Genomic DNA, 22,758 nt, shown 5'->3' on the forward strand with positions numbered 1-22,758 from the left:
CGTTAGGTGAGGTCTTTATTTAAAGAAAACTCTGATGGTAATTTACCAAATTTTTCTTTAAAAATTTTCCTGAAATACTTCATATTGTTGAAACCAACTTCAAAAGCAGCCATAGAAATTGTTAAGCCTTCTTTCTGAATTAGGTACAAGGATTTTTCTAATTTGATATCTCTTATGTATTCATTAATGCTTTTTCCTGTGAGTGCTTTTATTTTTCTATATAAAGAAGCACGGCTCATCCCCATTTCTTTTGCAATTAATTCAACTATTTTTCCTTGAGATTGGATATGTTCCAGAACAGTTTTTTCAAACTTATTAAGAAATTTTTTCTCTATTTCAATCTGCTTACATTCTGTTTCACTTTTAACAGACGCATTTTCTTCAGGCTGAAGTAGATCTTTCTGCAACCTCAGTTTTCTGTCCAACAGGTTTCTAATTCTGGCATTTAGAATAGCAGTACTAAAGGGTTTAGTGATATAATCATCAGCCCCCTCGTCGTAAGCATTTATGATAGATTCTGAAGTATCTTTCGCAGATAGTAAAATTATAGGAATATGCGTAGTTTCATTTTTCGTTTTTAGAATTTTGGTTAAATCAATACCACTTTTTTCGGGCATCATGATGTCTGAAACTATTAAATCTGGTACATGTTTTATCGCCATATTAATTCCTTCCTGACCATTTAAAGCATGTAGCAAATCATATTTTTCTTTTAATATTGAAGAAAGATAATGATGAATATCAGGATTGTCGTCGATTAGTAAGATAAGTTCTCTATCGGTGTTGGGGTTCAATAAGGCGCGTGTCTCTAATTCTTTATTTTGCCCACTGGTATCTGTATAGATTAGCAGAAACTTATTTATTGAGAGCAGAAGCTAGATTTTATCAAGGCAATATTGCAGGAGCTACTCAGGATGTTAATACTATAAGGGAAAGAGCAGATGCTTCTCAATTATATACAGATGTTACTATTGGAGATATTTGTGCTGAAAGAGGTAGAGAACTTTACTTGGAAGAATGGAGAAATGTTGAATTAACTCGAATATCTCATTGCTTAGCAATGAGTGGAATGCCAGATGAATGGGGGAATACTTACAATCTTGATTCATGGGATCAACAATCTGGAACCGATGAATCTGGAGGAAGCTATTGGTATCAACGAATTGTTCATTATACACTCTACAATAAATATCCGGAGGGGATTGTAATTCCGAATGGTACCAATTATTATACGATGGATAAGCGAAACGTATTTTGGCCAATACCTAACAGTGCTATAGCTGCTAATATACAAGGACAATTAAGTCAGAATTATGGTTACGACGGTTATGATCCTAGTACGAAAGTATGGGATAGTTGGGAAAATGCCGTTGAAGATGAAGGGAACGTTGAGTAATTTCAATTTGTAAAATATAGGGTTTGAATAACTCTAACAAGTACTCTTATTTTATTTATATTTCAATATTTGATGAATTTGAGTAGAGAACGTCAAAGTAGTACACTTGGCATTCTCTACTTTTTAATATTTTGCTTAAAATATTGAATCTTAAACCAATAAATTTTAACTGAATCATCAGACCCTCAAAAAAAGTCAATTAGCACCATCTCGATTTATTAAAAAAAATGAATATTGTGAAAGAAAAAGAAGCTTTATAAAAATGCTGAAGTATGTATGTTTTTTTAATTTATTAATACTGCTCCTAACAGGTTGCTCTTCTACAAAAGTTAAAGACATAGAAGTAGGAGAAGGTTGGGCAAATAATTCAGTAAATACAGTGATTTTCCGGAAGAATGCTTTAGTCTCTTCCGGAGATTTTCAATTTATAGCATATTACGATGATTCCTCAAGAGTAATACTGGGTAATAGAAAGCTTAACAGCAAAAAATGGAAACTACAAACTTCAGATTTTACAGGTAACACCAAGGATGCTCATAACGCAATTAGCATCGCCTTAGATGGTGACAATAGACTCCACGCTAGCTGGGATCATCATGATAATCCATTAAATTATGCAGTTAGTGAATCTGCATTCAGTACAACATTAGGGGAGAAAGTAGCAATGACAGGTAAAGACGAAAATAAGCTATCCTATCCTCAATTTTATAATCTTAAAAACGGAAATTTATTTTTCTTATACCGATCTGGGCAATCAGGGAAAGGAAAATTGGTTTCAAAATTATACAATATTGATAATCGAGAATGGGAAGATTTACACGATAATTTAATCGATGGCGAAGGAGAACGAAATGCTTATTGGCAGGCTAGTGTAGATAGAAATGGAACTATTCATCTATCTTGGGTGTGGCGTGAAAGTTGGGATGTTTCTACCAATCATGATATGGCGTATGCGAGATCAAAAGATGGTGGCATAACATGGGAAAAATCCAATGGAGAACGATATAAACTACCCATCACAGCGAGTACGGCCGAGTATGCTTGGAAAATTCCACAAAGCAGCGAATTGATCAATCAAACTTCAATGACTGCCGATAAAAATGGAAATCCTTATATTGTAACCTATTGGACAGAAGATAATAAAACTGATTATCAGTTAATTTATCTGGAAAAAGGAGAATGGAAGCACGAAAACACAAACTTTAGGAATTCAACTTTTCAGCTAGGTGGAGGGGGAACAAAAAAGATTCCGATTTCCCGTCCTGAAATTTTATTGAAAGAAACCGAAGATGATCCTGTGATCTATCTTCTCTTTAGAGATGAAGAGAGAGGAAACAAAGTTTCGATGGCTTACCATCAATTAAATAATGAAAGTCCATGGAATGTAATCGATTTAACTAAGGAATCTGTTGGAGAATGGGAGCCTAATTATGATTTGGGACTTTGGGAACGAGAGGGGGAATTGCATGTTTTTGTTCAAAAAGTAACGCAAGTGGATGGAGAAGGAATCGCAGAATCAGAGCCAACTAAAGTACGTGTATTAGAAATTTCAAATTTACCATTAAAATAAATTTTATATAAAATGAAACCATTATTAAAAGTATTAAGTCTTTCACTACTGCTGTCGGCAGGAGTTTCCTGTAAAAATAATCAGGAAGATAATAAAACCGAGATAGATCAGTCTGAAGCAAAAGAAACAAGTATAGATAAGAAAATTTCCGAAGAAAAAATTGATTCAGTCACTCAACTGGCAGCTAACCAATATATATCTATGGCAGGTAAGATTGAAGAAGGAGAATACCCTAAAACATTTTACCCTAAAAAAGGCGAATTTGAAGCTAGTAATTCTGGTTGGTGGACTAGTGGATTCTATCCAGGTACTTTGCTTTATTTATATGAAGAAACAGGGAAAGATACCCTAAAAACAGAAGCCGAACATATTTTGGAGCATCTAAAAAGAGAAGCGAAAAATACCAGTACGCATGATCTTGGTTTTATGATGTTTTGCAGTTTTGGTAACGCAAACCGTCTAGATCCAAAACAAGAATATAAAGATATTTTAATGGAGAGCGCTAAGTCTTTGGCCATACGCTATAACGATACCGTAAAAGCAATCCGATCTTGGGATAGTGCCCCTTGGAATAAAGCAGAAAAAGGAGATTTGGTAGTCATAATTGATAATATGATGAATTTGGAACTTCTTTTTTGGGCTGCAGATCATAGCGGTGATGAGCGATATCGTGAAATAGCTATTAATCACGCCAACACTACCATGAAAAATCATTTTAGAGATGATTATAGTACGTATCATGAGTTAATTTATGATGAAGAAACGGGAGAAGCCAAATCCAAAATAACAGCACAAGGTTTTGCAGACGAATCGTCTTGGGCTCGTGGCCAAGCTTGGGGACTTTATGGTTACGTTTTAATGTATCGAGAAACTAAAGAGCAAAAATATCTGGATCAGGCGAAGAATATTGCAAAGTTCATTTTGGAGCATCCAAATATGCCAGAAGATATGGTGCCTTACTGGGATTATGATGCTGAAGATATTCCAGATGATTTTAGAGATAGTTCTGCGGCCGCAGTAATCGCTTCAGCATTAATCGAGTTACATGAGTATACCGAGGACGAGAACTATTTTAATTCTGCTGAAAAAATGTTGTCTAGCCTAATGTCTGATGAATATTTAGCTGAACAAGATGAATTAGGTGGATTCTTACTGAAACATGGTGTAGGTAGTAAGCCTGCAAACTCTGAAGTAGATGTGCCACTTACCTACGGTGATTACTATTTTGTAGAAGCTCTAAAAAGATACCAGGAACTGTAAACCAAAATCAGAAATAGATTAATTAAAAATATGAAAAAGAATTTTTTTAGCCTTCTTAGTTTGCTGGTTTTTACTGCAACATTTGCTCAGCAAAATGAATGGGAAGACCCTACAACTTTAGATCGAAACAAACTGGAAGGCCATAGCGATTTTGTGCTCTATTCTTCCGCTTCTAAAGCCTTAAAGAACGAACCTAAATCTTCAGATTTATACCATAGTTTAAACGGGACCTGGAAATTTAATGTTGTTCAACATCCTAGTGAACGCCCTTTAGATTTTTACAAGGAATCATTGAACGACAGTGAATGGGACGATATCAAGGTTCCTTCTAATTGGGAATTAGAAGGTTTCGATTTGCCGATTTATACCAATGTGACTTATCCGCATCCTAAAAATCCACCTTATATCGGATTTCCTTCGGAAGAAAAAACCGAGAGTGGCGAGATCATCAACAAAAACTCAAAAGATGGTGATGAAGAAATTTATAATCCAGTAGGAACATATAGAAGAACTTTTACTGTTCCGCAGCAATGGGACGATCACGAGATTATTCTTCGATTTGGATCAATTTCTGGTTACGCTAGAATCTTTATAAATGGCGAAGAAGCGGGAATGACCAAAGCATCTAAAACGCCGGCTGAATTTGATATTACTGAATTTTTAAAGGATGGAGAAAATCTTTTAGCTGTCCAAGTGTTTAGATGGCACGACGGAAGTTATCTGGAAGACCAGGATTTCTGGCGTTTGAGTGGTTTGGAGCGCGATGTATATTTACAAGCGGTTCCAAAAACTACAATATGGGATTATTTTGTAACCAGTGGTTTGAGTAACGATTATAGCGATGGCGAATTAAACGTCAATGTAAAACTGAAGGATTTTGGTAAAGGCAGTATCAAAAAGCCAAAAGTGAAATTCACATTAATGGATCCTTCTGGTAAAGAAGTGTATTCAGAAACTAAATCCTTAGATAAAAAAGCAACTGAAGTGAGCTTCGGTAAAAATCTTGCTGAGGTTAAAAAATGGAGTAATGAATTTCCGAATCTCTACAAATACACGATCAGTCTATTAGATAAAAAAGACAATGAAGTGGCTGCAATTTCAGGAAAAACAGGTTTCCGTGAAGTGGAAATTAAAAATGCGCAGCTAATGGTGAATGGACAGGCGATTACAGTAAACGGAGTGAATTTGCACGAACATCATCCTGATAAAGGTCACACGCCCGATCGAGAAATGATGCGCAAAGATATCGAGGTGATGCAGAAGAACAACGTAAATGCAATCCGAATGAGTCATTATCCGCACGATTCTTATATCTATGAATTGGCTGATGAATACGGAATGTATGTTGTAGATGAAGCCAATATCGAAACTCACGAGATGGGAGCAGAGTGGCAAGGCAATTTTGATAAATCAAAGCACCCAGCTTACCTTAAAGATTGGGCCGCAGCGCACATGGACAGAATTCGGCGTATGGTTGAGTTTCACAAAAATCACTCTTCTATTATTGTTTGGTCTTTAGGAAACGAAAGTGGAAATGGTCCCGTATTCTACGATGCTTACGATTGGATTAAAGAGCGAGATACTACCCGTAAAGTTCAGTTTGAGCAGGCAGGGGAAAATAGAAATACCGATATCGTTTGTCCTATGTATCCTGGCATGAATCACATGAAAGAATATGCTGAGGATGATAGCAAAGAACGCCCATTTATTATGTGTGAATATTCTCATGCGATGGGAAATAGTAACGGAAACTTTCAGGAATACTGGGATATTATCGATAATAGCGATCACATGCAAGGTGGCTTTATCTGGGATTGGGTCGACCAGGGATTACGAACGGAAACCGAAGACGGACGTGAGTTTTGGGCTTATGGCGGCGATCTTGGCGCTGAAAAATTGCAAAATGATCAAAACTTTAATGCTAACGGACTTGTAACTGCGGATCGTGAACCACATCCAGCTTTAGAGGAAGTGAAAAAAGTATATCAAAACATCAAATTTGAGCTTAATGGCAATGACCTTTCTATAAAAAACAAGTTCAATTTCACGAATTTGGATGCGTTCGATTTCAAATGGGAATTACTTGCTGACGGAGAAGTGGTACAATCTGAAAAATTCAATATTGAAGTCGCTCCAAATACTTCAAAATCGATTTCAGTTACTTTGCTGGAACTTCAGGATAAAGAATATTTCTTAAGCGTGTATGCGTACACTAAAAAAGCGAAAGCGATGGTTCCTGCGGGACACGAAATTGCCAGAGAACAATTCAAAATCGGGGAAACTACTTATTTTGCTGAAAATCATACAGAGACTTCAGGTGATTTAAAAGTAAAAAAACAAGGCGACAAACTTCAATTTTCAACGGCAACTATTGAAGGTACTTTCAATACCAAAACCGGAAGTTTTGAAGCGTATCATTTAAAAGACAGCGAGAAATCACCAATTTCGGTATTTCCGCAGCCTTATTTTTGGAGAGCGCCTACTGATAATGATTTTGGAAATGGCATGCCGAAAAAATTGAAAGCTTGGAAAGAGGCAACGCATAATTCAGAAATAACAAATGTTGAGGTTGCCAAAAAAGACAAATCTGGACAGCGAATTACAGTGACCTATCAATTAGCCGGAGTCGATGTTCCATACACGGTTGAATATCTAATTGAAAACAGCGGAAAAATTAAAGTAACCGCAAGTTTACAATCTGAAAAAGATTTACCTGAAATCCCACGATTTGGAATGCGCATGATCTTACCTGGCGATTACGAGAACCTGACATATTACGGTCGTGGGCCTTGGGAAAATTATTCAGATAGAAATACTTCAGCGTTTTTAGGTATCTACGAAGATAAAGTCGAAAATCAGTTTACGTGGGGTTATATTCGTCCGCAAGAGGCCGGTTATAAAACCGATGCGCGTTGGATTCAGCTTAAAAATAGTAATGGCACTGGATTAAAAATAGTTGGTGAACAACCTCTAGGGTTTAGTGCTTTAGACATTGCTACTGAAGATTTAGATCCGGGAGAACAGAAAGCGCAAAGACACCCTACAGATCTTGAAGTTCAGGACAAAGTATTTTTGCATGTCGATTATAAACAACGTGGTTTAGGTGGTGATAATTCATGGGGACGTTATCCGCATAAGCAATATCGCCTAGAGGAAAATAACTATAGTTATTCCTATACTGTATCATTATTTCAATAAAAAATAAAATATAAGTGTGATTTGAAGCTATCCTTAGAAATTTAAACGTCTAGGGATAGTTTTTTATATGCGATATCAACTGTTTCGAAAACATGAATAAATTCTTTCTGTTTTTTCTTTTATCCACTTTCAGTCATTGCTTTTCGCAAAAAAGTACTGATACCTTATTTGATTATAAATTAGTATGGTCAGATGAATTTGATAAAGGCAACAAACCTGATTCTGAATTTTGGTCTTATGAGAAAGGTTTCGTTAGAAACGAAGAATTACAGTGGTATCAGGATGATAATGCATCAATTCATGATGGTCTATTAGTAATTGAAGCTAGGAAAGAAAGAATTAAAAACAGTCAATATAAGCCCAAAAGTGAGAAATGGTATGAACGTAGAGAATTTGCAAATTATACTTCTGCCAGTGTTAATACTAAAGATAAGTTCAGCTTTAAATACGGAATTTTAGAAGTAAAGGCTAAAATCGATACTGCCTTAGGAATGTGGCCGGCAATTTGGACGTTGGGTATAGAAAAAGGCTGGCCGTATAATGGAGAGATCGATGTAACGGAATATTATTTAGTCGATCAAAAACCTGCAATTTTAGCAAATGCTGCCTGGAAAGGAAAAACCGATTATGTCGCTTGGGATAGTGAAAAGATTCCGTTTTCAAAATTCCTAGAAAAAGATCCAAAATGGGCAGATAGCTTTCACATTTGGAGAATGCATTGGGCAAAAGAAGTGATTAAGATTTATTTAGATGAAGAATTGCTGAATACAATAGATCTTTCTAAAACAGAGAATCCCGATGGTTTTAATCCTTTTCATCAACCACATTATATTTTATTAAATCTAGCAATCGGAAGTAATGGAGGTGATCCTTCAGCTACTTTGTTTCCAAAAAAATACGAGATTGATTATGTACGAGTTTATCAAAAAAAAATAACAAATTATGAAAATAACCAAGCTTCAATTAGTACTAGTAATGCTACTTTTTTCAAGTCAGTTTTATGCTCAGGATTTAAACCAGCCAGAGCCTAAAGAAGTACGTGAATTTTATGTGGCATCATTAGTTAAAATTTCAGATCCAGTTTTAACTAATCTTGCAGAAGGAAAACTAAAAGAAAAAATGCCGGTAGAACGATCTCCAGGTGCCTGGGACGATCGTACTCATGTAACTTATTTAGAAGCCTTCGGAAGGACACTATCGGGAATAGCACCTTGGTTAGAATTAGGGCCCGATAATACCAAAGAAGGAAAACTGAGAAAAAAATATATCGAATTAGCTCGAAAAGGAATTGATAAAGCAACCAATCCTAATTCAGCAGATTTCATGAATTTCAATAAGGATGGTCAGCCATTAGTAGATGCTGCATTTTTTGCACAAGGTCTGCTAAGAGCACCTACGCAGTTGTGGGATCCACTTTCCGAAGAAATTAAAAAGAATGTAATCGCGGCTCTAAAATCGTCTCGAGATATCCAACCTTACTATAGTAACTGGTTGTTATTTACCGGAATGGTAGAAGCAGCGCTGCTTAAATTTGATGACGGCGCAGATATGGTTCGATTGGCATATCCTATTAACAAACATATGGAATGGTATCTTGGTGATGGGATGTATGGTGATGGTCCAAATTTTCATTGGGATTACTACAATAGTTTCGTGATTCAGCCAATGTTGTTAGACATTTTAAAAGCGATGGAAGAAGCCGGCGTAGGCCGCGAAAAAGATTTTGAAAAGGTAAAAGAGCGAGCACAACGTTACGCTAGCATTCAGGAACGATTAATTTCTCCTACCGGAACGTATCCGCCAATTGGTAGATCTTTAGCGTATCGTTTTGGAGCTTTTCAGGCGCTTTCTCAGGTGGCACTTTGGAAGAATTTAAGCGAAGAAGTAGCACCTGCTCAAGTACGATCTGCATTATACGCTGTAATCAAAAATCAAATTGAAGCTAAAGGAACTTTTGATAAAAATGGATGGCTTCAGGTTGGGCTTGTAGGAAATCAAAACAATATCGGAGAAGCTTATATTTCTACCGGAAGTCTTTATCTAAGTACTGAAGCATTTTTGGTTTTAGGACTCTCTCCGGAAGATGAGTTTTGGACAGCTCCTGCAAAAGCCTGGACGCAAAAGGCAATATGGAGTGGACAAAGCATTCCTATAGATCATCACTATTAAAATTTGAAAATGAAATATCCGAAATCTAAATACCTCATTGTTTTAATATTATTATTTGCGAAATTTAATTTAAGTTCTCAATCCTCTTCGCCCGGTTATACCGCTTTCCGCCCCGGAGAAATCTGGAAAGACAACGAAGGGAATCATATTAATGCACATGGTGGAGGGATTCTATTTAAAGACGGAATTTATTACTGGTATGGAGAGCATAAGGGCAAATCCAGCTTAGCACGAGTAGGGATTACAGTTTATTCTTCTGAAGATTTATACAATTGGAAAAATGAAGGTGTAGCACTTTCTGTAGCAAAAGATCCAGATTCAGAAATAACTTCTGGTAGTGTTATGGAGCGCCCAAAGGTGGTTTATAACAAAAAGACCGATAAATACGTAATGTGGTTTCATCTTGAATTAAAAGATCAGGGTTATGCCGCAGCGAGGACAGGAATTGCGATTAGTGATTCGCCACTGGGACCGTTTACTTACTTAAAATCATATCGACCAAATTCGAAACAATGGCCACAAAATTTTAAAGAAGACTGGAAAGAAACCGCTAAAAATGGAGACCCGGAAGAATGGTGGACGCCAAAGTGGCGTAAAGCTTTAAAAGAGGGAATGTTTGTTCGGCGTGATTTTGAAAACGGGCAGATGTCACGAGATATGACGGTGTATATGGATAAAGATGATACAGCGTACCATATTACTTCTTCTGAAGAAAATCAGACTTTACATATTTCTAAATTAACCGATGATTATCTTGATTTTACCGGAGAGTGGGTGAGGATGCAACCCGGTGGACAAAATGAAGCACCTGCTATTTTCGAGAAAGATGGTTATTGTTATATGATTACTTCAGGATTAACAGGCTGGGCGCCTAATGCTGCGCGTTCTTTTAGAGCAAAATCTATCATGGGACCATGGGAAAAACTAGGAAACCCTGCAGTTGGAGAAAATGCCGACAAAACTTTCTTTTCACAAAGTACTTTTGTGTTACCAGTACAGGGAAAAGAAGATAGTTTTATCTTTATGGCAGACCGCTGGAAACCTAAAAATCATATTAATGGCCGCTATATCTGGTTGCCTATAGAATGGGAGAACGAAAAACCAATCATTCGTTGGAAAAAGGAGTGGGATCTATCTTCCTTTTAAAAACAATTAGTTTCAGATTACTTGATACTTTGGCAGTTTATAATTTAATTGGATAACAATCAAAAATCTACTTTTACTTATAAAAAATGATACGAAATAAAATTACCGTTTTTGCATTGTTTGCGATCATTATGTCATTGCTTTCTTGTAAACAAACTTCTGAAAAAAGTGATAAGAACGCAGCAGAATCTAAAGCTGAAAAAGAAAAAATGGCTGCTTACCTAATGGTCTATTTTAAAGATGACGACCATAGTTTGCATATGGCTTTAAGTAATGATGGCGAAAGTTTTACAGATATTAACAAGGGCAAAGCAGTAATTGCCGGAGATACAATTGCCGAACAGCAAGGAATCCGAGATCCGCATATTTATCGCGGGGAAGACGGTAATTTTTACTTGGCGATGACAGATCTGCATATTTTTGCTAAGAGAGACGGACTTAGAGAAACCGAATGGCAACGAGCAGGCGAAAAATATGGATGGGGTAATAATCGTGGTTTTGTCTTAATGAAATCTAATGATCTTATAAACTGGCAAAAGACAAATGTTAGAATTGATAAGTCTTTTCCCGGCTACGAAGAAGTAGGAGCGGCTTGGGCACCAGAAACTACTTTTGATAAAAAAGAAGGTAAATTGATGCTGTATTATACGATGCGAATGGGGAATGAGCGTAATCAAATGTATTACTCTTACGTGAATGATAATTTTGATAGTTTAGTAAGCGAGCCTAAATTGATTTTCGATTATCCTAAGGATGTTTCTTATATCGATGCCGATATTACTCAAATTGGTAATAAATTCCATATGTTTTACACACCACATGATGGTACACCGGGAATAAAACAAGCAGTTTCTTCTGAGATTAATCAGGGTTACGAATATCAGGAAGAGTGGATTGACAAAGAAGCTGAAGCTAGTGAAGCTCCAAATGTTTGGAAGATTATCGGCGAGGATAAATGGATCTTAATGTATGATATCTACGGAATTCAGCCTCATAATTTTGGATTTTTGGAAACTACCGATTTTAAGAACTTTAAAGACTTAGGGCATTTTAATGAAGGTGTTATGAAAGCGACTAATTTCTCTTCGCCAAAACACGGGGCGGTAATTCATCTTACTAAATCTGAGGCAGAAAACTTAGCTGCATACTGGAATTTTGATTTTGAAGCATAAGCTATGAAATACTATTGCAGTACGCTATTGCTATTATTTGTTCAGATTACGTTTTCCCAGAAAAACATGGAAGCTTATCTTTTTGCTTATTTTGAGGGAAGTGGAGAAGCTGAGTTGCAAGAGCAATTACGATTTGCCGTTAGTCCCGATGCTAAAACCTGGAAAGCCTTAAATAATAATCAGCCAATTTTAAATTCTTCTAGAATCTCAAATACAGGAGGTATACGAGATCCTCATATATTAAGATCTAACGATCGGTTTTATATGGTGGCTACAGATATGTTTACGGTTAAAAATGGTTGGGACGAAAATCCTGGAATTATTCTAATGCATTCTGATAATCTTATTGAATGGGAAGCTACTGCAATCGATTTTAGGCAAATTTACCCTGAAAAATTTGAAGATGTACAATGGGTTTGGGCGCCCCAAACTTTTTATGATAAAGAGAAAGACAAGTATTTGATCTATTTTACCATTCGGTTTAAAGGACAAGAAAATCTGGATTTCTACAGTGCTTATGCTAATGAGGATTTTAGTGGTTTTGAAAATGAACCAGAATTAATGTTCCGTGCTAAATATGGAGCTATAGACGGCGATATAATTTATAAAGATGGAATTTACCATTTGTTTTATAAAGGAAATACCAAAGACCAAAAAGGCAAAGAATTTAAAAATGGAATTCAGCAGGCTATTAGTAGATCTTTGGATGGACCTTGGAAAGAAGATTTTGAGTATTTAGATGCTTATGCAAATTCAAAAATTAATGTAGAAGGTTCTTCAGTTTTTAAATTGAATGATTCGGAAGAATATATACTGATGTACGATCTGTATTCTAGTGGTAAATATGAATTTCAAAGAAGTAAAGATCTTTTTAATTTTTCAGAAGAAACAGAAAGTTTTACCAAGGATTTTCATCCACGACACGGAAGTGTAATTGGAATTACTAGTAAAGAAGCAAAACGACTTAACGATAAATGGGGCGGCGTACCTAAAACGCTTTTAAAATAAAGTTTATGAGAACTAAAGCAAGTCTTATTATAATACTATTCTGTTTTGTAAGCCTTAAAGCACAAACAGTAAAAGATTCATCATTTGTTTTTCAGGCTGAACAAAATCCGATCATTACATATAAATATACGGCAGATCCTGCAGCTTTTGTAGAAGATGATGTCTTATGGTTATTTACCGGTCACGATTATGAAGGCGGGCAAAAAGGATATAAAATGAAAGATTGGTTAGTATTTTCTACTAAGGATATGAAGACCTGGAAAGAACATCCTGTGCCTTTAAAAATAACCGATTTTAAATGGGCTACTAGTGGTGATGCTTATGCTGGCCATGTTATGGAAAGAAATGGGAAATACTACTGGTATATTAGCACCAATTGGACGGGAATTGGCGTTGCCGTAGCCGATCGTCCAGAGGGACCTTATAAAGATGCATTAGGGAAACCACTTCTTACTAATGAAGATTGTTTTGCTTCTACACATTCCTGGACTTGTATAGATCCTGCAATTTTTATCGATGAGGACGATCAAGCCTGGATTTTTTGGGGAAATGGCGTGTGTTACTATGCAAAATTGAAGGATAATATGATTGAGATAGATGGAGAGATCAAAAAAATTGATTTTGAAGGATTCGAATTTACCGAAGCACCTTGGGTACACAAAAAAGACGGTATGTATTATTTAACCTATGCAACAGGTTTTCCTGAAAAGATCGCTTACGCAATGGCAGAAGATATTGAAGGACCATACGAGTATAAAGGGATATTAAACGAAATTGCAGGAAATAGTAACACCAATCATCAGGCTATCGTAGATTTTAATAACGATTGGTATTTTATTTATCATAACGGAGGTATCCAAACTGATGGATCTAGTTATAGTAGATCTGTTTGTATAGAAAAAATGAAGTATAATCCAGATGGTACTATTAGACCAATAAAAATGACAACAAAGGGAATTTACGAAGGAGAATGAGTTATTCTCCTTCAGATAACCCCAGTCCTAAATCTTCTAATGATTTTCCTTTTGTTTCTGGCATCATAAATTTTACATACAACAATTGAAGTATCATCATAAAGGCGAAACATGCAAAAACCCAACCAGGGCCAATGCTTGCAAATAGCACAGGTACAAGTGATGGTATGATTGCAGCTAACACCCAGTGTGTCGAAGAGCCAAAAGCCTGGCCATCGGCACGTAGGTGATTAGGGAAAATTTCAGAAATAAATACCCAAATTACAGATCCCTGTCCAATAGCATGGGCTGCAATAAAGATGAATATAAATATAGGTACACTCAGCCCGCCCCAATCTAAAAAGAAAGCAGCCGATACCATCGCTAATGAAATAATGTAACCAACAGATCCAATAAACATTAAAGTTCTTCGGCCTAATCGATCAATTAGAAATAAAGCAAGAAAAGTAAAAATGATATTGGTAATCCCTACACCAATACTACTCATTAAGGAAGCGCTTTCTCCTAAACCAGCTTCTTCAAAAATGCGAGGTGCATAATAGAGAAGTGCATTAATCCCGGAAAATTGATTAAAAAACGCGATGAGAAAAGCTAATATTAGTGGTTTTCGATACTTTTTCATGAAGATATTTTCATTGCTTGATTTTCCATGATCTGATTGTCGCTTTATTTCAGCAATTTTAGCATCTAAATTTTTTGAGGTATCAATTTGTGAAAGAATAGATTTTGCTTTTGCAATTTTACCTTGTGAAATTAACCAACGTGGACTTTGCGGAATTATTAATACAAGGAAAGTGTAAATTAAAGCGGGTAGAGCTTCCATGCCTACCATCCAGCGCCAGGGTTCGCTTCCGGTTTCTCTTAATAGATAATTTGAAGCATAAGCGGCTAACATCCCAAGAACGATATTGAATTGATAAAATGCTACCAGGCGTCCGCGGTCTTTTTCAGGAGCAATTTCAGAAATATAAGCAGGTGCGGCAATTGTTGAAGCACCAACTCCTAAACCTCCAATAAATCTAAAAATTCCGAAGATATAAGGATCGTCCACTAAAGCAGACCCCAGTGCAGAGATCACATATAAAATTCCGATAAAAAATAAGCTTTTTTTTCTTCCGAAGAAATTAGCTGGGAAACCACCAAAAAGGGCTCCGGCTACCGTTCCCCATAGTGCCATCCCAATAACATAGGTGCCATGAAAAGCATCTGAGCTTTGCCAAATTTGTTGTAATTGCTTCTCAGCTCCCGAAATTACTACGGTATCAAAACCAAATAAAAATCCTGCGAATGCTGCGCAAAGTGACCAGAGAACTATTTTGTTCATTTTGTTAAAGTAAAATTCAAATTTTTTTAGAATATAGCCATTTTTATCGAAATGATAATTTACACTTTAAAATTTCAGAAATTTGTATTTCAGCGCTTTATGAAAATATGTAATTATTCGATTCTAATTTTAAAAGGGTAAAAATTGAGACAGTTACGAAAACGATATTGTGAAATTTTTATATCTTCGAGTTAAACCTTATATAAAAGCTTTTTCAAGTCTATGGATTGAATCTATTTTCGCTGAGTATTAACAACAAAAAAACTAAAATTATGGCATCTTATTTAAGAACGGAGGAGGTAAAAACATCATTGAGGGTATTGGTAAATCAATATATCGAGGAGTGCAAAAATTGCGAAGTAATTCCGCAAGACTTTATCGATTTATTGCGTCATAACTTTTTAGCAAAATTTGTTTTTTATAATAAAGCAGATAAAAAAATTGAAATAGGAATTAATCAGGGTTCTGAGCCTTCTGGTTATCCAAATATAAAAGTATTTAGTTTCCCGGTAAACGATACAGATTGGTTGGATAAATCGTTTAAAAGCGATAAAAATGACCTTGAATTTTACGGAAAATTACTAAATAGAAATGAAGTGATCAGCTCATCAGAGCTTGTATTGATCTAAGATATTACTTAATGTTGTAATACAAAAAATCCGGAAGCCTGCTTCCGGGTTTTTTATGTCTATGCAAAATTTGTCGTATTTTATTTACTGGTAATATCGGCAACAATAAGTTTTGCGTGTACTCTGGAATTTTCTATAAACCATTTGTGAGTTTCCATTCCACCGCAAATAACCCCGGCAAGATAGATTCCCGGAATATTCGTTTCCATCGTATTTTCATCGTACATCGGGATGCGCTTTTCTTCATTTTTTAGCGAAACACCAATCTTATCCAAAAACTCAAAATTAGGTCGATAACCGGTTAGTAGAAGTACAAAATCATTTTCAATATGTTGCTCACCTTCCGGAGTTTCAACAATAACTTTGTCTTCTTGTATTGCTTTAATGCTGGAATTAAAAAGAGCTTTGATGCTTCCTTCTTCAATCCTATTTACAATATCTGGTCGTACCCAGTATTTTACACGCGGACCAATGTATTCTTTTCTAACCACCATGGTTACATCACCACCTTTTCGATAAATTTCTAATGCTGCATCTACGGCAGAATTGCTAGCGCCAACTACAATTGTTTTTTGCGTTGCATAGTAATGAGGATCGTTATAATAGTGAGCAACCTTTGGAAGTTCTTCTCCATCAATCCTAAGGTAATTGGGGATATCGTAAAAACCTGTAGCAATTACTACATTTTTAGCTTTATACCTACCTTTGGTAGAAATGACTTCTTTTACTTCTGAATCTGATTTAACTTCAGTAACCTTTTCAAATAAATGAATATTGATATTATCTGAAGTTGCAATTCTTCGGTAATATTCTAAAGCTTCCGCTTTCCTGGGTTTCGGATTGTTACTAATAAAAGGAATCCCGTCTAGCTCCAATTTTTCTGAAGTAGAAAAAAATGTCATATTAGTAGGGTAGTGGTAAAGACTATTTACCAGGCAGCCTTTTTCGAGAATTACATAAGACAGGCCTTGTTTTTCAGCTTCTATACCGCAGGCAATACCTATTGGGCCACCGCCTATAATAACAATATCGTAAGTATCTTTAGGAGTTTGCAAGATTCTTTAAATCTTTAATGGTTTCTAATTGATTTTCTGCCTTGAAAACATAACTGCCGGCAACGAGTATATCTGCTCCCGCTTTAATTAGTTTTTCAGCATTCTTATTGGTTACCCCACCATCGATTTCGATTAAAGTTTCAGCATTTTGATTAAGTATCATTTCTTTTAATCTACGAACCTTAGTATACGTGTTTTCAATAAAAGATTGTCCGCCAAAACCGGGGTTAACACTCATTATAAGTACTATGTCGATATCTTTAATAATATCTTTCAATAAATCTACATTAGTATGAGGATTTAAAGCAACACCCGCTTTCATACCTTCAGCCTTAATAGCTTGCAAGGTTCTATGCAAGTGAGTACATGCCTCGTAATGAATGGTAAGATTATTCGCTCCCAACGCTGCAAATTCTTTAATATAGCGATCTGGATCTACAATCATAAGATGAACATCCATCGTTTTTTTTGCATGCTTGTTAATCGCATTTACTACCGGCATTCCAAAAGAAATATTTGGGACAAAAACACCATCCATAATATCTATATGAAACCACTGCGCTTCACTATTATTTACAGTTTCGATATCGCGTTGTAGATTGGCAAAATCTGCGGCGAGTAGGGAAGGGGCTATAATTTTTTCTCTCATTTCTACTGAATGTTTCTCTAACAAAAATACTAAGAATAAGTCTTATGGCTAAGGATTTACAGGAAAAGCTTGGTGAACTTTAATTTCGATTTATAATTGAATATCTTTGGAAAATCTAAAGCATATATGTTATGATTTTTATCGAAAATGAGGGAAATAATGATCCTTTTTTAAACCTGGCACTAGAAGAATATATACTTCGGAATTTTGATCGTGGTCAGGATTATTTGTTATTCTACATTAATGAACCTTCGATTATTATCGGTAGAAATCAAAACACGCTAGAGGAAATTAACCATTCTTATGTTGAGGAGCAGGACATTAAAGTGGTACGAAGAATTTCTGGTGGCGGTGCGGTCTATCATGATTTCGGAAACTTAAACTTTAGCTTTATTACCGATTACGATGTAAAAAGTCTGAATAATTTTAGAAAGTTTACAGAGCCTGTTATTAAAGTACTAAACAAAATGAATGTTCCTGCGGAGTTGAAAGGCCGTAATGATATTGTTGTGAATGATCGTAAAATATCTGGCAACGCACAATTTAGTAGTGTGAAAAGAATGTTTAGCCACGGTACGCTATTGCTGGATTCAGATTTGGATGAGGTTACTAAAGCGCTTCAGGTGAAAATGAGTAAAATTCAGTCTAAAGGGCATAAATCGGTACGTAGTCGTGTTGCTAATATTAGTGAATTTTTAACTGAACCGATGGATATTGAAACCTTCCGAAGTAAAATTCTAAAAGGTTTATATGAGGAGCGCGAAGAATTTGAAACCTACCATTTAACTGAAGAAGAATGGCAAGGTGTACATAAATTGAAAGCCGAAAAATACGATTCTTGGGATTGGAATTATGGGCGTTCTCCTAAATTTAACATTCAACGAACTAAGCGTTTTCCGGTAGGAGAAATAGATCTAAGAATATTTGTAGAAAAAGGACGTATCGAAGAATTTAAAATCTATGGTGATTTCTTCGGAAAAGAACCGGTGTCAAACATCGAAAATAGATTAATCGGTGCGAGATACGATAAACCAGAAATCGAATCCTTATTAGCAGATATTGATACTAAATTTTACTTTGGAGACTTGCCAAAAGAAGACTTTATCGATCTTATTTATGGTGAAGATTAGAACTTATCGCTAAGAAAAGCGCTTAAAATGTTACGAACCACAATTTGTGAGGATTTATCTAAAGTTTCTAAGCATTTAAGATAAGGAACGTCATCGTGAATTAAATTCTTAGAGCGCTTGGATATAAAATTCGTTTCGTAAAACTCAAAAGAATTTTTGTCAATTTGCTTGTCAAAAATCTTTATAAGATTACGATGCCGAGTGTCGTTGTAAATATTGCTGAATATACCTTTTACAGTTTCAGTTTCTCCTTCTATTACCTGAAAAAAATTCCCATCTGAATATAAAAGCATACCAGTGAGGTTATGATCTAAATTCCAGGATTGCGTCCAAGAGAGTACTTCGTCTACATCTTTGTCTGTAAGAAGCGGTGCAGCCGAGCTAACATAACAAATTGCCCATCTTTTCATATTGGTTATAATAGGTTAGTTGGTAAAAATAAGCAATTAAGATTGTTGCAGGTATTAAAGATATGTTAGAAATGCTTATAAATGAAGCGACCCCGGTCATCACTCCGGGGTCATTCATCAATCAAAAAACGAACAGTTATTTTCATGGTTGGGTCATCACTCCCACCACTAAACTGTTGTCATCTTAAATATTTTCAGATTCAATCTTTTTTCAAATAAATTTAAAAGCAAAACCCTTATTAAAAAGAGAACAGCTAATAAATATAGTCTGCAAATTTAAAAAGTTTTATTCAGAAAAAACAGGTTTTAATTTAAGTTTAATATTTTAAAATCTCTGTTTGAAGTTTATTTTAATTTTTTAGGCAGAAGATAAAGTAGTTTTATTCTTTCTAATGAATGATTTTGGAGATTGTCCCGTAAAGCGTTTAAACGTTCTACTGAAATTGCTTAATGTATTGTAACCAACAGCGTAACCTACTTTTTCTATGTTTTCTTTCTGGTCTGTAAACATTTCTATAGCACGTATAATGCGCACGTAATTTAAGTAATAATTGAAAGTAATTAGTTCATTTTTAAAGAGCCGGGTTAAATTTCTTACCGAAAATCCATATTCTGCTGCAACATGTTCAAGTGAAATTTGCTCGCTGTAATTTTCATCTATGTATTGAATCACTTGTTGTAATCTTTGATTATTTGTTTTTATGATGCCTTTTAAAGGAAACGCCCGCAAATTATCCATCGTTTTGATCATCTTAAGAAAAGCGTAGCTGAAACTGTATAATTCTGGATGAAATTTTTTCGTTTGGTGATGATGGCGCTGACTTATAAACAGCAGGTTTTCCAGAACAAAATCATTGGAGCTTAACAATAGAAACTTATTCAGCGGCATAGTGGATGGAAAATAGATTAGGAGCATTTTTACCATTTCATTTCTACTTTCCAAATTATGGATCTGATTGGCTGGAATAAGGCCGATAAATCTTTCTGGTAAAAAATATTGTTTTTCGTCTACACGAATATGAAGGGTGCCTCTTAGCATCAAAATAAGCTGATGATGATTCTTATGGATATGGCTATCCATATTTAGATATTCAATTTCAGTCGTATTTGTATAAATATCATTCTTCTTCATAAGAAACCAAAACTAATCATAATGGCCAAAATTGTCAAATTATAGGCTTTATTTACTATATAGACCTTATCCGATCTATTTAATTTAGCAAAAAAAATAAAAATGGATATTATAAAAGATTTAGATGAATTTTTAGGTGGTCACTTTCTTTATACCTACGATAATGGATGGAATTATGAAATGTATGTGAAGAATGAAACTACCATAGACTATAGAATACATACTGGTATGGTTGGCGGCCGTTGGGTAAGAGATCAGAAAGTAGATATAGTGAAAATAGTAGATGGGGTTTTTAAAATTTGCTGGACAGAGCCTACAGGTACAGATGTTAGCTTAGATTTTATACCGAATGAAAATAAGTTACACGGCGTAATATTTTTTCCGAAGTGGGTACACGAGCGACCTGATATTACGGTTTGCTTCCAGAATGATCATATCGATCTAATGAAAGAATCCAGAGAGAAATACGAAACGTATCCAAAATATGTGGTGCCAGAATTTGGTAAGATTTTCTTCAAAAAGAATGAAGGCCAGAATAATGAAAAAGTAATTGCTGAAGCTCCTCGTGAAGGAATGATAGATGAAATGGTAAGTGGAGAGCTAAGCTTTTCATAATGGTGCAAACCAGAATAGTGTAAAGCTATTCTGGTTTTTTTTAATCTTCAAACAAAAAAAAATAGTTATGTCAAATTTAAAGATTAAGGTTTTTAACGGCGGAGATACTCTTGCCGGTTTTGCTGTAAATTCTGTTTTAATTTATGGCGAAAACGATGCAGTACTACTAGACACGCAATTCTCACAAAGTAGCGCTCATAGATTTGTAGCTATGGTAACCGAAAATGGTGTAAAACCATCTCGTATTTATATAAGTCATTTTCATCCCGATCACTTTTTAGCTTTAAATGTTATAAAAAAAGAATTTCCGGATATCGAGGTATTATCGCTTCCTACTATAGCAGATTTAGTAAATGGCGCATTCGATTTTAAAATTGATTACTGGGGGAAAGAGGTTCTAAAATTAGATGGAGCCAAACAAAAGGTAGAAGTAAAACCTGTTTCGGAACCCTATTTAGAACTAGAAGGTGAAAAAATTGAAATATTAGGACCTTTAAGAGGAGATTCTGATGATGCTTCAGCGCTCTGGATTCCATCGATAAAAACTTTACTTGCGGTAGATGCTGTGTTTTCTGATGCTTACGTTTGGATTGCAGATGCAAAAACCATCGAATCTCGCAATGATTGGTTTAAAGTTTTAGATGAATTTGAAGCTTTGCAACCAGAAGTTGTAGTGCCAGGGCATTCTCCTTCTAATGATCCTAAATATTTTGATCCTAAGAACGTGAAGTTTACAAGGAAGTATATTGAAGACTTTGAAGAAGTCTGGAGAAATGCCAATTCAAGTGATGAAATTGTAGAGAAAATGGAGGAGAAATATCCAGGACTTGCTGCAAAAATTTGCTTGGAAATGAGTGCTAAAATTTTGAAAGATCGTTATCCCTGGCCTGGAGAATATCCTCAGGAATTAAGAGATCTTGAACCAGAAATTTAATAGTAAAACCTATAAAAGACAGAATTATGGAAAATGATATAAAATTTAATTATAAAGATAAAACAGTAGTTATTACCGGGGCTGCTTCAGGTATTGGTAGATCTACAGCTATAGCTTTTGCAAAAAACAATGCTAACGTAGTTATAGGAGATATTAGTGATGGTGCTGAAGAAACAATGAAAATGATTCATGATCTTGGCTTCAAAGCTGATTTTGTAAAAACTGATGTTTCAAAAGCTGCGGAAGTGAAAAACCTTATTGGTTATGCTGTAGAAAAGTATGATAAGATCGATTTTGCTTTCAATAATGCCGGTCTTTTACCTCCAACATCTCCATTTGCTGAAGTCGAAGAGAAAGATTTTGATAAAATTATTGATGTAGATTTAAAAGGAGTTTTCCTTTCAGTTAAATATGAGATTGAAGCGATGTTAAAGACTGGTGGTGGAGCGATTGTAAATACAGCATCTGTTGCTGGTGTGGTTGCAGATCCGGGAATGGCACCTTACGCTGCAGCTAAACACGGAGTAATTGGATTAACAAAAGCTGCTGCTTTAGATTATGCACAAAAGAATATTCGGGTTAATGCAATAGCACCTGGATTAATTAGAACACCAATGACAGAGCGCTGGTTAGATGATCCAGAAATTAGTGACGCCTTGATGAATAACAGTCCTATGAAGCGTCCAGCCGAACCAGATGAGGTTGCTCATCCAGTATTGTTCTTATGTTCTCCTGAAGCTTCTTTTGTTAATGGAAGTGTATTTACGGTAGATGGTGGTCAAACCGCTCATTAAACTAGTTTCGTTTATAATACAAATCCTATTATTGAATAAAAAGCTCTTCAAAAATATGAAGGGCTTTTTTTATTTCTAGCAGTAAAAGTTCTTTTTAAAATTGAAATGGAAAACTAATTATATGAGTTGTTGATAACAATTAAGATATGCCCAAAAATGAAGCGACCCCGGTCATCACTCCGGGGTCATTCAT

The 22,758-nt window shown here is 35.4% G+C and carries 21 protein-coding genes; 15 read left to right on the top strand and 6 right to left on the bottom strand.

Annotation, left to right across the window (positions count from 1 at the left end):
- Positions 1 to 2: 2 nt before the first annotated feature.
- Positions 3 to 794: a response regulator gene (locus tag QWY91_RS17810; RefSeq protein ID WP_290236855.1), complete on the bottom strand. Its 792-nt coding sequence runs from the start codon at positions 792 to 794 to the stop codon at positions 3 to 5.
- Between the two features lie 8 nt (positions 795 to 802).
- On the opposite strand from QWY91_RS17810, the gene QWY91_RS17815 reads away from it, so the two are divergent.
- The 10 genes from QWY91_RS17815 (at position 803) to QWY91_RS17860 (ending at position 13,893) form a co-directional block, all read left to right on the top strand.
- Positions 803 to 1,396: a RagB/SusD family nutrient uptake outer membrane protein gene (locus QWY91_RS17815; RefSeq protein WP_290236856.1), complete on the top strand. Its 594-nt coding sequence runs from the start codon at positions 803 to 805 to the stop codon at positions 1,394 to 1,396.
- Between the two features lie 262 nt (positions 1,397 to 1,658).
- The gene (locus QWY91_RS17820) at positions 1,659 to 2,966 is read left to right on the top strand and encodes a BNR repeat-containing protein (protein WP_290236857.1); all 1,308 of its coding nucleotides are present in this window, start codon (positions 1,659 to 1,661) and stop codon (positions 2,964 to 2,966) included.
- Positions 2,967 to 2,978: 12 nt separating this feature from the next.
- Positions 2,979 to 4,226, top strand: coding sequence for a glycoside hydrolase family 88 protein (locus tag QWY91_RS17825; protein ID WP_290236858.1), 1,248 nt, complete (start codon positions 2,979 to 2,981; stop codon positions 4,224 to 4,226).
- Between the two features lie 30 nt (positions 4,227 to 4,256).
- Positions 4,257 to 7,424, top strand: a complete 3,168-nt coding sequence (lacZ, locus tag QWY91_RS17830) for a beta-galactosidase, LacZ type (protein ID WP_290236859.1) — start codon at positions 4,257 to 4,259, stop codon at positions 7,422 to 7,424.
- Between the two features lie 92 nt (positions 7,425 to 7,516).
- Entirely contained in the window at positions 7,517 to 8,455 is a 939-nt protein-coding gene (locus QWY91_RS17835) for a glycoside hydrolase family 16 protein (protein ID WP_290236860.1), read from the top strand.
- The gene (locus QWY91_RS17840; RefSeq protein WP_290236861.1) at positions 8,367 to 9,593 is read left to right on the top strand and encodes a DUF2264 domain-containing protein; all 1,227 of its coding nucleotides are present in this window, start codon (positions 8,367 to 8,369) and stop codon (positions 9,591 to 9,593) included. Before QWY91_RS17835 ends, QWY91_RS17840 begins: the two co-directional genes overlap by 89 nt.
- Before the next feature lie 9 nt (positions 9,594 to 9,602).
- The gene (locus QWY91_RS17845; protein WP_290236862.1) at positions 9,603 to 10,739 is read left to right on the top strand and encodes a glycoside hydrolase family 43 protein; all 1,137 of its coding nucleotides are present in this window, start codon (positions 9,603 to 9,605) and stop codon (positions 10,737 to 10,739) included.
- 86 nt (positions 10,740 to 10,825) lie between these two features.
- Entirely contained in the window at positions 10,826 to 11,911 is a 1,086-nt protein-coding gene (locus QWY91_RS17850; RefSeq protein ID WP_290236863.1) for a glycoside hydrolase family 43 protein, read from the top strand.
- 3 nt (positions 11,912 to 11,914) lie between these two features.
- Complete coding sequence (locus QWY91_RS17855; RefSeq protein ID WP_290236864.1) at positions 11,915 to 12,919, top strand: glycoside hydrolase family 43 protein; 1,005 nt, start codon at positions 11,915 to 11,917, stop codon at positions 12,917 to 12,919.
- Positions 12,920 to 12,924: 5 nt separating this feature from the next.
- Positions 12,925 to 13,893 carry a glycoside hydrolase family 43 protein gene (locus QWY91_RS17860; RefSeq protein ID WP_290236865.1) on the top strand — a complete coding sequence of 323 codons (969 nt, stop codon included), beginning with the start codon at positions 12,925 to 12,927 and terminating at the stop codon, positions 13,891 to 13,893.
- Position 13,894: 1 nt separating this feature from the next.
- Here the strand turns inward: QWY91_RS17860 and QWY91_RS17865 are convergent, their stop codons facing one another.
- Positions 13,895 to 15,217 (bottom strand): sugar porter family MFS transporter, encoded by a 1,323-nt coding sequence (locus QWY91_RS17865; protein WP_290236866.1) that lies wholly within the window; start codon positions 15,215 to 15,217, stop codon positions 13,895 to 13,897.
- A 272-nt stretch (positions 15,218 to 15,489) separates the two neighbouring features.
- Here QWY91_RS17865 and QWY91_RS17870 point away from each other — a divergent pair, with 272 nt between their 5' ends.
- Entirely contained in the window at positions 15,490 to 15,846 is a 357-nt protein-coding gene (locus QWY91_RS17870; RefSeq protein WP_290236867.1) for a hypothetical protein, read from the top strand.
- Between the two features lie 80 nt (positions 15,847 to 15,926).
- Here the strand turns inward: QWY91_RS17870 and QWY91_RS17875 are convergent, their stop codons facing one another.
- The gene (locus QWY91_RS17875; RefSeq protein ID WP_290236868.1) at positions 15,927 to 16,901 is read right to left on the bottom strand and encodes a YpdA family putative bacillithiol disulfide reductase; all 975 of its coding nucleotides are present in this window, start codon (positions 16,899 to 16,901) and stop codon (positions 15,927 to 15,929) included.
- Positions 16,888 to 17,550: a ribulose-phosphate 3-epimerase gene (gene rpe, locus QWY91_RS17880; RefSeq protein ID WP_290236869.1), complete on the bottom strand. Its 663-nt coding sequence runs from the start codon at positions 17,548 to 17,550 to the stop codon at positions 16,888 to 16,890. The genes QWY91_RS17875 and rpe overlap by 14 nt, the downstream gene beginning before the upstream one ends.
- A gap of 131 nt (positions 17,551 to 17,681) precedes the next feature.
- Between rpe and lplA the strand changes: the two genes are divergently transcribed.
- Positions 17,682 to 18,680 (top strand): lipoate--protein ligase, encoded by a 999-nt coding sequence (lplA, locus tag QWY91_RS17885; RefSeq protein WP_290236870.1) that lies wholly within the window; start codon positions 17,682 to 17,684, stop codon positions 18,678 to 18,680.
- Here lplA and QWY91_RS17890 read toward each other — a convergent pair.
- Positions 18,677 to 19,090, bottom strand: a complete 414-nt coding sequence (locus QWY91_RS17890) for a BLUF domain-containing protein (protein WP_290236871.1) — start codon at positions 19,088 to 19,090, stop codon at positions 18,677 to 18,679. The genes lplA and QWY91_RS17890 overlap by 4 nt on opposite strands.
- 358 nt (positions 19,091 to 19,448) lie before the next feature.
- A complete protein-coding gene (locus QWY91_RS17895) occupies positions 19,449 to 20,222 on the bottom strand; it encodes an AraC family transcriptional regulator (RefSeq protein WP_290236872.1) in 774 nt (257 codons plus the stop codon).
- A gap of 102 nt (positions 20,223 to 20,324) precedes the next feature.
- Between QWY91_RS17895 and padC the strand changes: the two genes are divergently transcribed.
- The 3 genes from padC (at position 20,325) to QWY91_RS17910 (ending at position 22,565) form a co-directional block, all read left to right on the top strand.
- Positions 20,325 to 20,837 carry a phenolic acid decarboxylase gene (padC, locus tag QWY91_RS17900; RefSeq protein ID WP_290236873.1) on the top strand — a complete coding sequence of 171 codons (513 nt, stop codon included), beginning with the start codon at positions 20,325 to 20,327 and terminating at the stop codon, positions 20,835 to 20,837.
- 67 nt (positions 20,838 to 20,904) lie between these two features.
- Positions 20,905 to 21,771: an MBL fold metallo-hydrolase gene (locus QWY91_RS17905; RefSeq protein ID WP_290236874.1), complete on the top strand. Its 867-nt coding sequence runs from the start codon at positions 20,905 to 20,907 to the stop codon at positions 21,769 to 21,771.
- A 26-nt stretch (positions 21,772 to 21,797) separates the two neighbouring features.
- Complete coding sequence (locus tag QWY91_RS17910) at positions 21,798 to 22,565, top strand: SDR family NAD(P)-dependent oxidoreductase (protein ID WP_290236875.1); 768 nt, start codon at positions 21,798 to 21,800, stop codon at positions 22,563 to 22,565.
- The last annotated feature ends 193 nt before the right edge of the window (positions 22,566 to 22,758 follow it).

Source organism: Zunongwangia endophytica (genome assembly GCF_030409505.1).
Classification (GTDB): Bacteria; Bacteroidota; Bacteroidia; order Flavobacteriales; family Flavobacteriaceae; genus Zunongwangia; species Zunongwangia endophytica.

Excerpts from the sequence above, each read along its gene's own strand:
- QWY91_RS17820 (WP_290236857.1), top strand. The coding sequence starts at position 1,659 with ATGCTGAAGTATGTATGTTTTTTTAATTTATTAATACTGCTCCTAACA.
- QWY91_RS17825 (WP_290236858.1), top strand. The coding sequence starts at position 2,979 with ATGAAACCATTATTAAAAGTATTAAGTCTTTCACTACTGCTGTCGGCA.
- lacZ (WP_290236859.1), top strand. The coding sequence starts at position 4,257 with ATGAAAAAGAATTTTTTTAGCCTTCTTAGTTTGCTGGTTTTTACTGCA.
- QWY91_RS17835 (WP_290236860.1), top strand. The coding sequence starts at position 7,517 with ATGAATAAATTCTTTCTGTTTTTTCTTTTATCCACTTTCAGTCATTGC.
- QWY91_RS17840 (WP_290236861.1), top strand. The coding sequence starts at position 8,367 with ATGAAAATAACCAAGCTTCAATTAGTACTAGTAATGCTACTTTTTTCA.
- QWY91_RS17845 (WP_290236862.1), top strand. The coding sequence starts at position 9,603 with ATGAAATATCCGAAATCTAAATACCTCATTGTTTTAATATTATTATTT.
- QWY91_RS17850 (WP_290236863.1), top strand. The coding sequence starts at position 10,826 with ATGATACGAAATAAAATTACCGTTTTTGCATTGTTTGCGATCATTATG.
- QWY91_RS17855 (WP_290236864.1), top strand. The coding sequence starts at position 11,915 with ATGAAATACTATTGCAGTACGCTATTGCTATTATTTGTTCAGATTACG.
- QWY91_RS17860 (WP_290236865.1), top strand. The coding sequence starts at position 12,925 with ATGAGAACTAAAGCAAGTCTTATTATAATACTATTCTGTTTTGTAAGC.
- QWY91_RS17865 (WP_290236866.1), bottom strand. The coding sequence starts at position 15,217 with ATGAACAAAATAGTTCTCTGGTCACTTTGCGCAGCATTCGCAGGATTT.
- QWY91_RS17870 (WP_290236867.1), top strand. The coding sequence starts at position 15,490 with ATGGCATCTTATTTAAGAACGGAGGAGGTAAAAACATCATTGAGGGTA.
- rpe (WP_290236869.1), bottom strand. The coding sequence starts at position 17,550 with ATGAGAGAAAAAATTATAGCCCCTTCCCTACTCGCCGCAGATTTTGCC.
- lplA (WP_290236870.1), top strand. The coding sequence starts at position 17,682 with ATGATTTTTATCGAAAATGAGGGAAATAATGATCCTTTTTTAAACCTG.
- QWY91_RS17890 (WP_290236871.1), bottom strand. The coding sequence starts at position 19,090 with ATGAAAAGATGGGCAATTTGTTATGTTAGCTCGGCTGCACCGCTTCTT.
- QWY91_RS17895 (WP_290236872.1), bottom strand. The coding sequence starts at position 20,222 with ATGAAGAAGAATGATATTTATACAAATACGACTGAAATTGAATATCTA.
- padC (WP_290236873.1), top strand. The coding sequence starts at position 20,325 with ATGGATATTATAAAAGATTTAGATGAATTTTTAGGTGGTCACTTTCTT.
- QWY91_RS17905 (WP_290236874.1), top strand. The coding sequence starts at position 20,905 with ATGTCAAATTTAAAGATTAAGGTTTTTAACGGCGGAGATACTCTTGCC.
- QWY91_RS17910 (WP_290236875.1), top strand. The coding sequence starts at position 21,798 with ATGGAAAATGATATAAAATTTAATTATAAAGATAAAACAGTAGTTATT.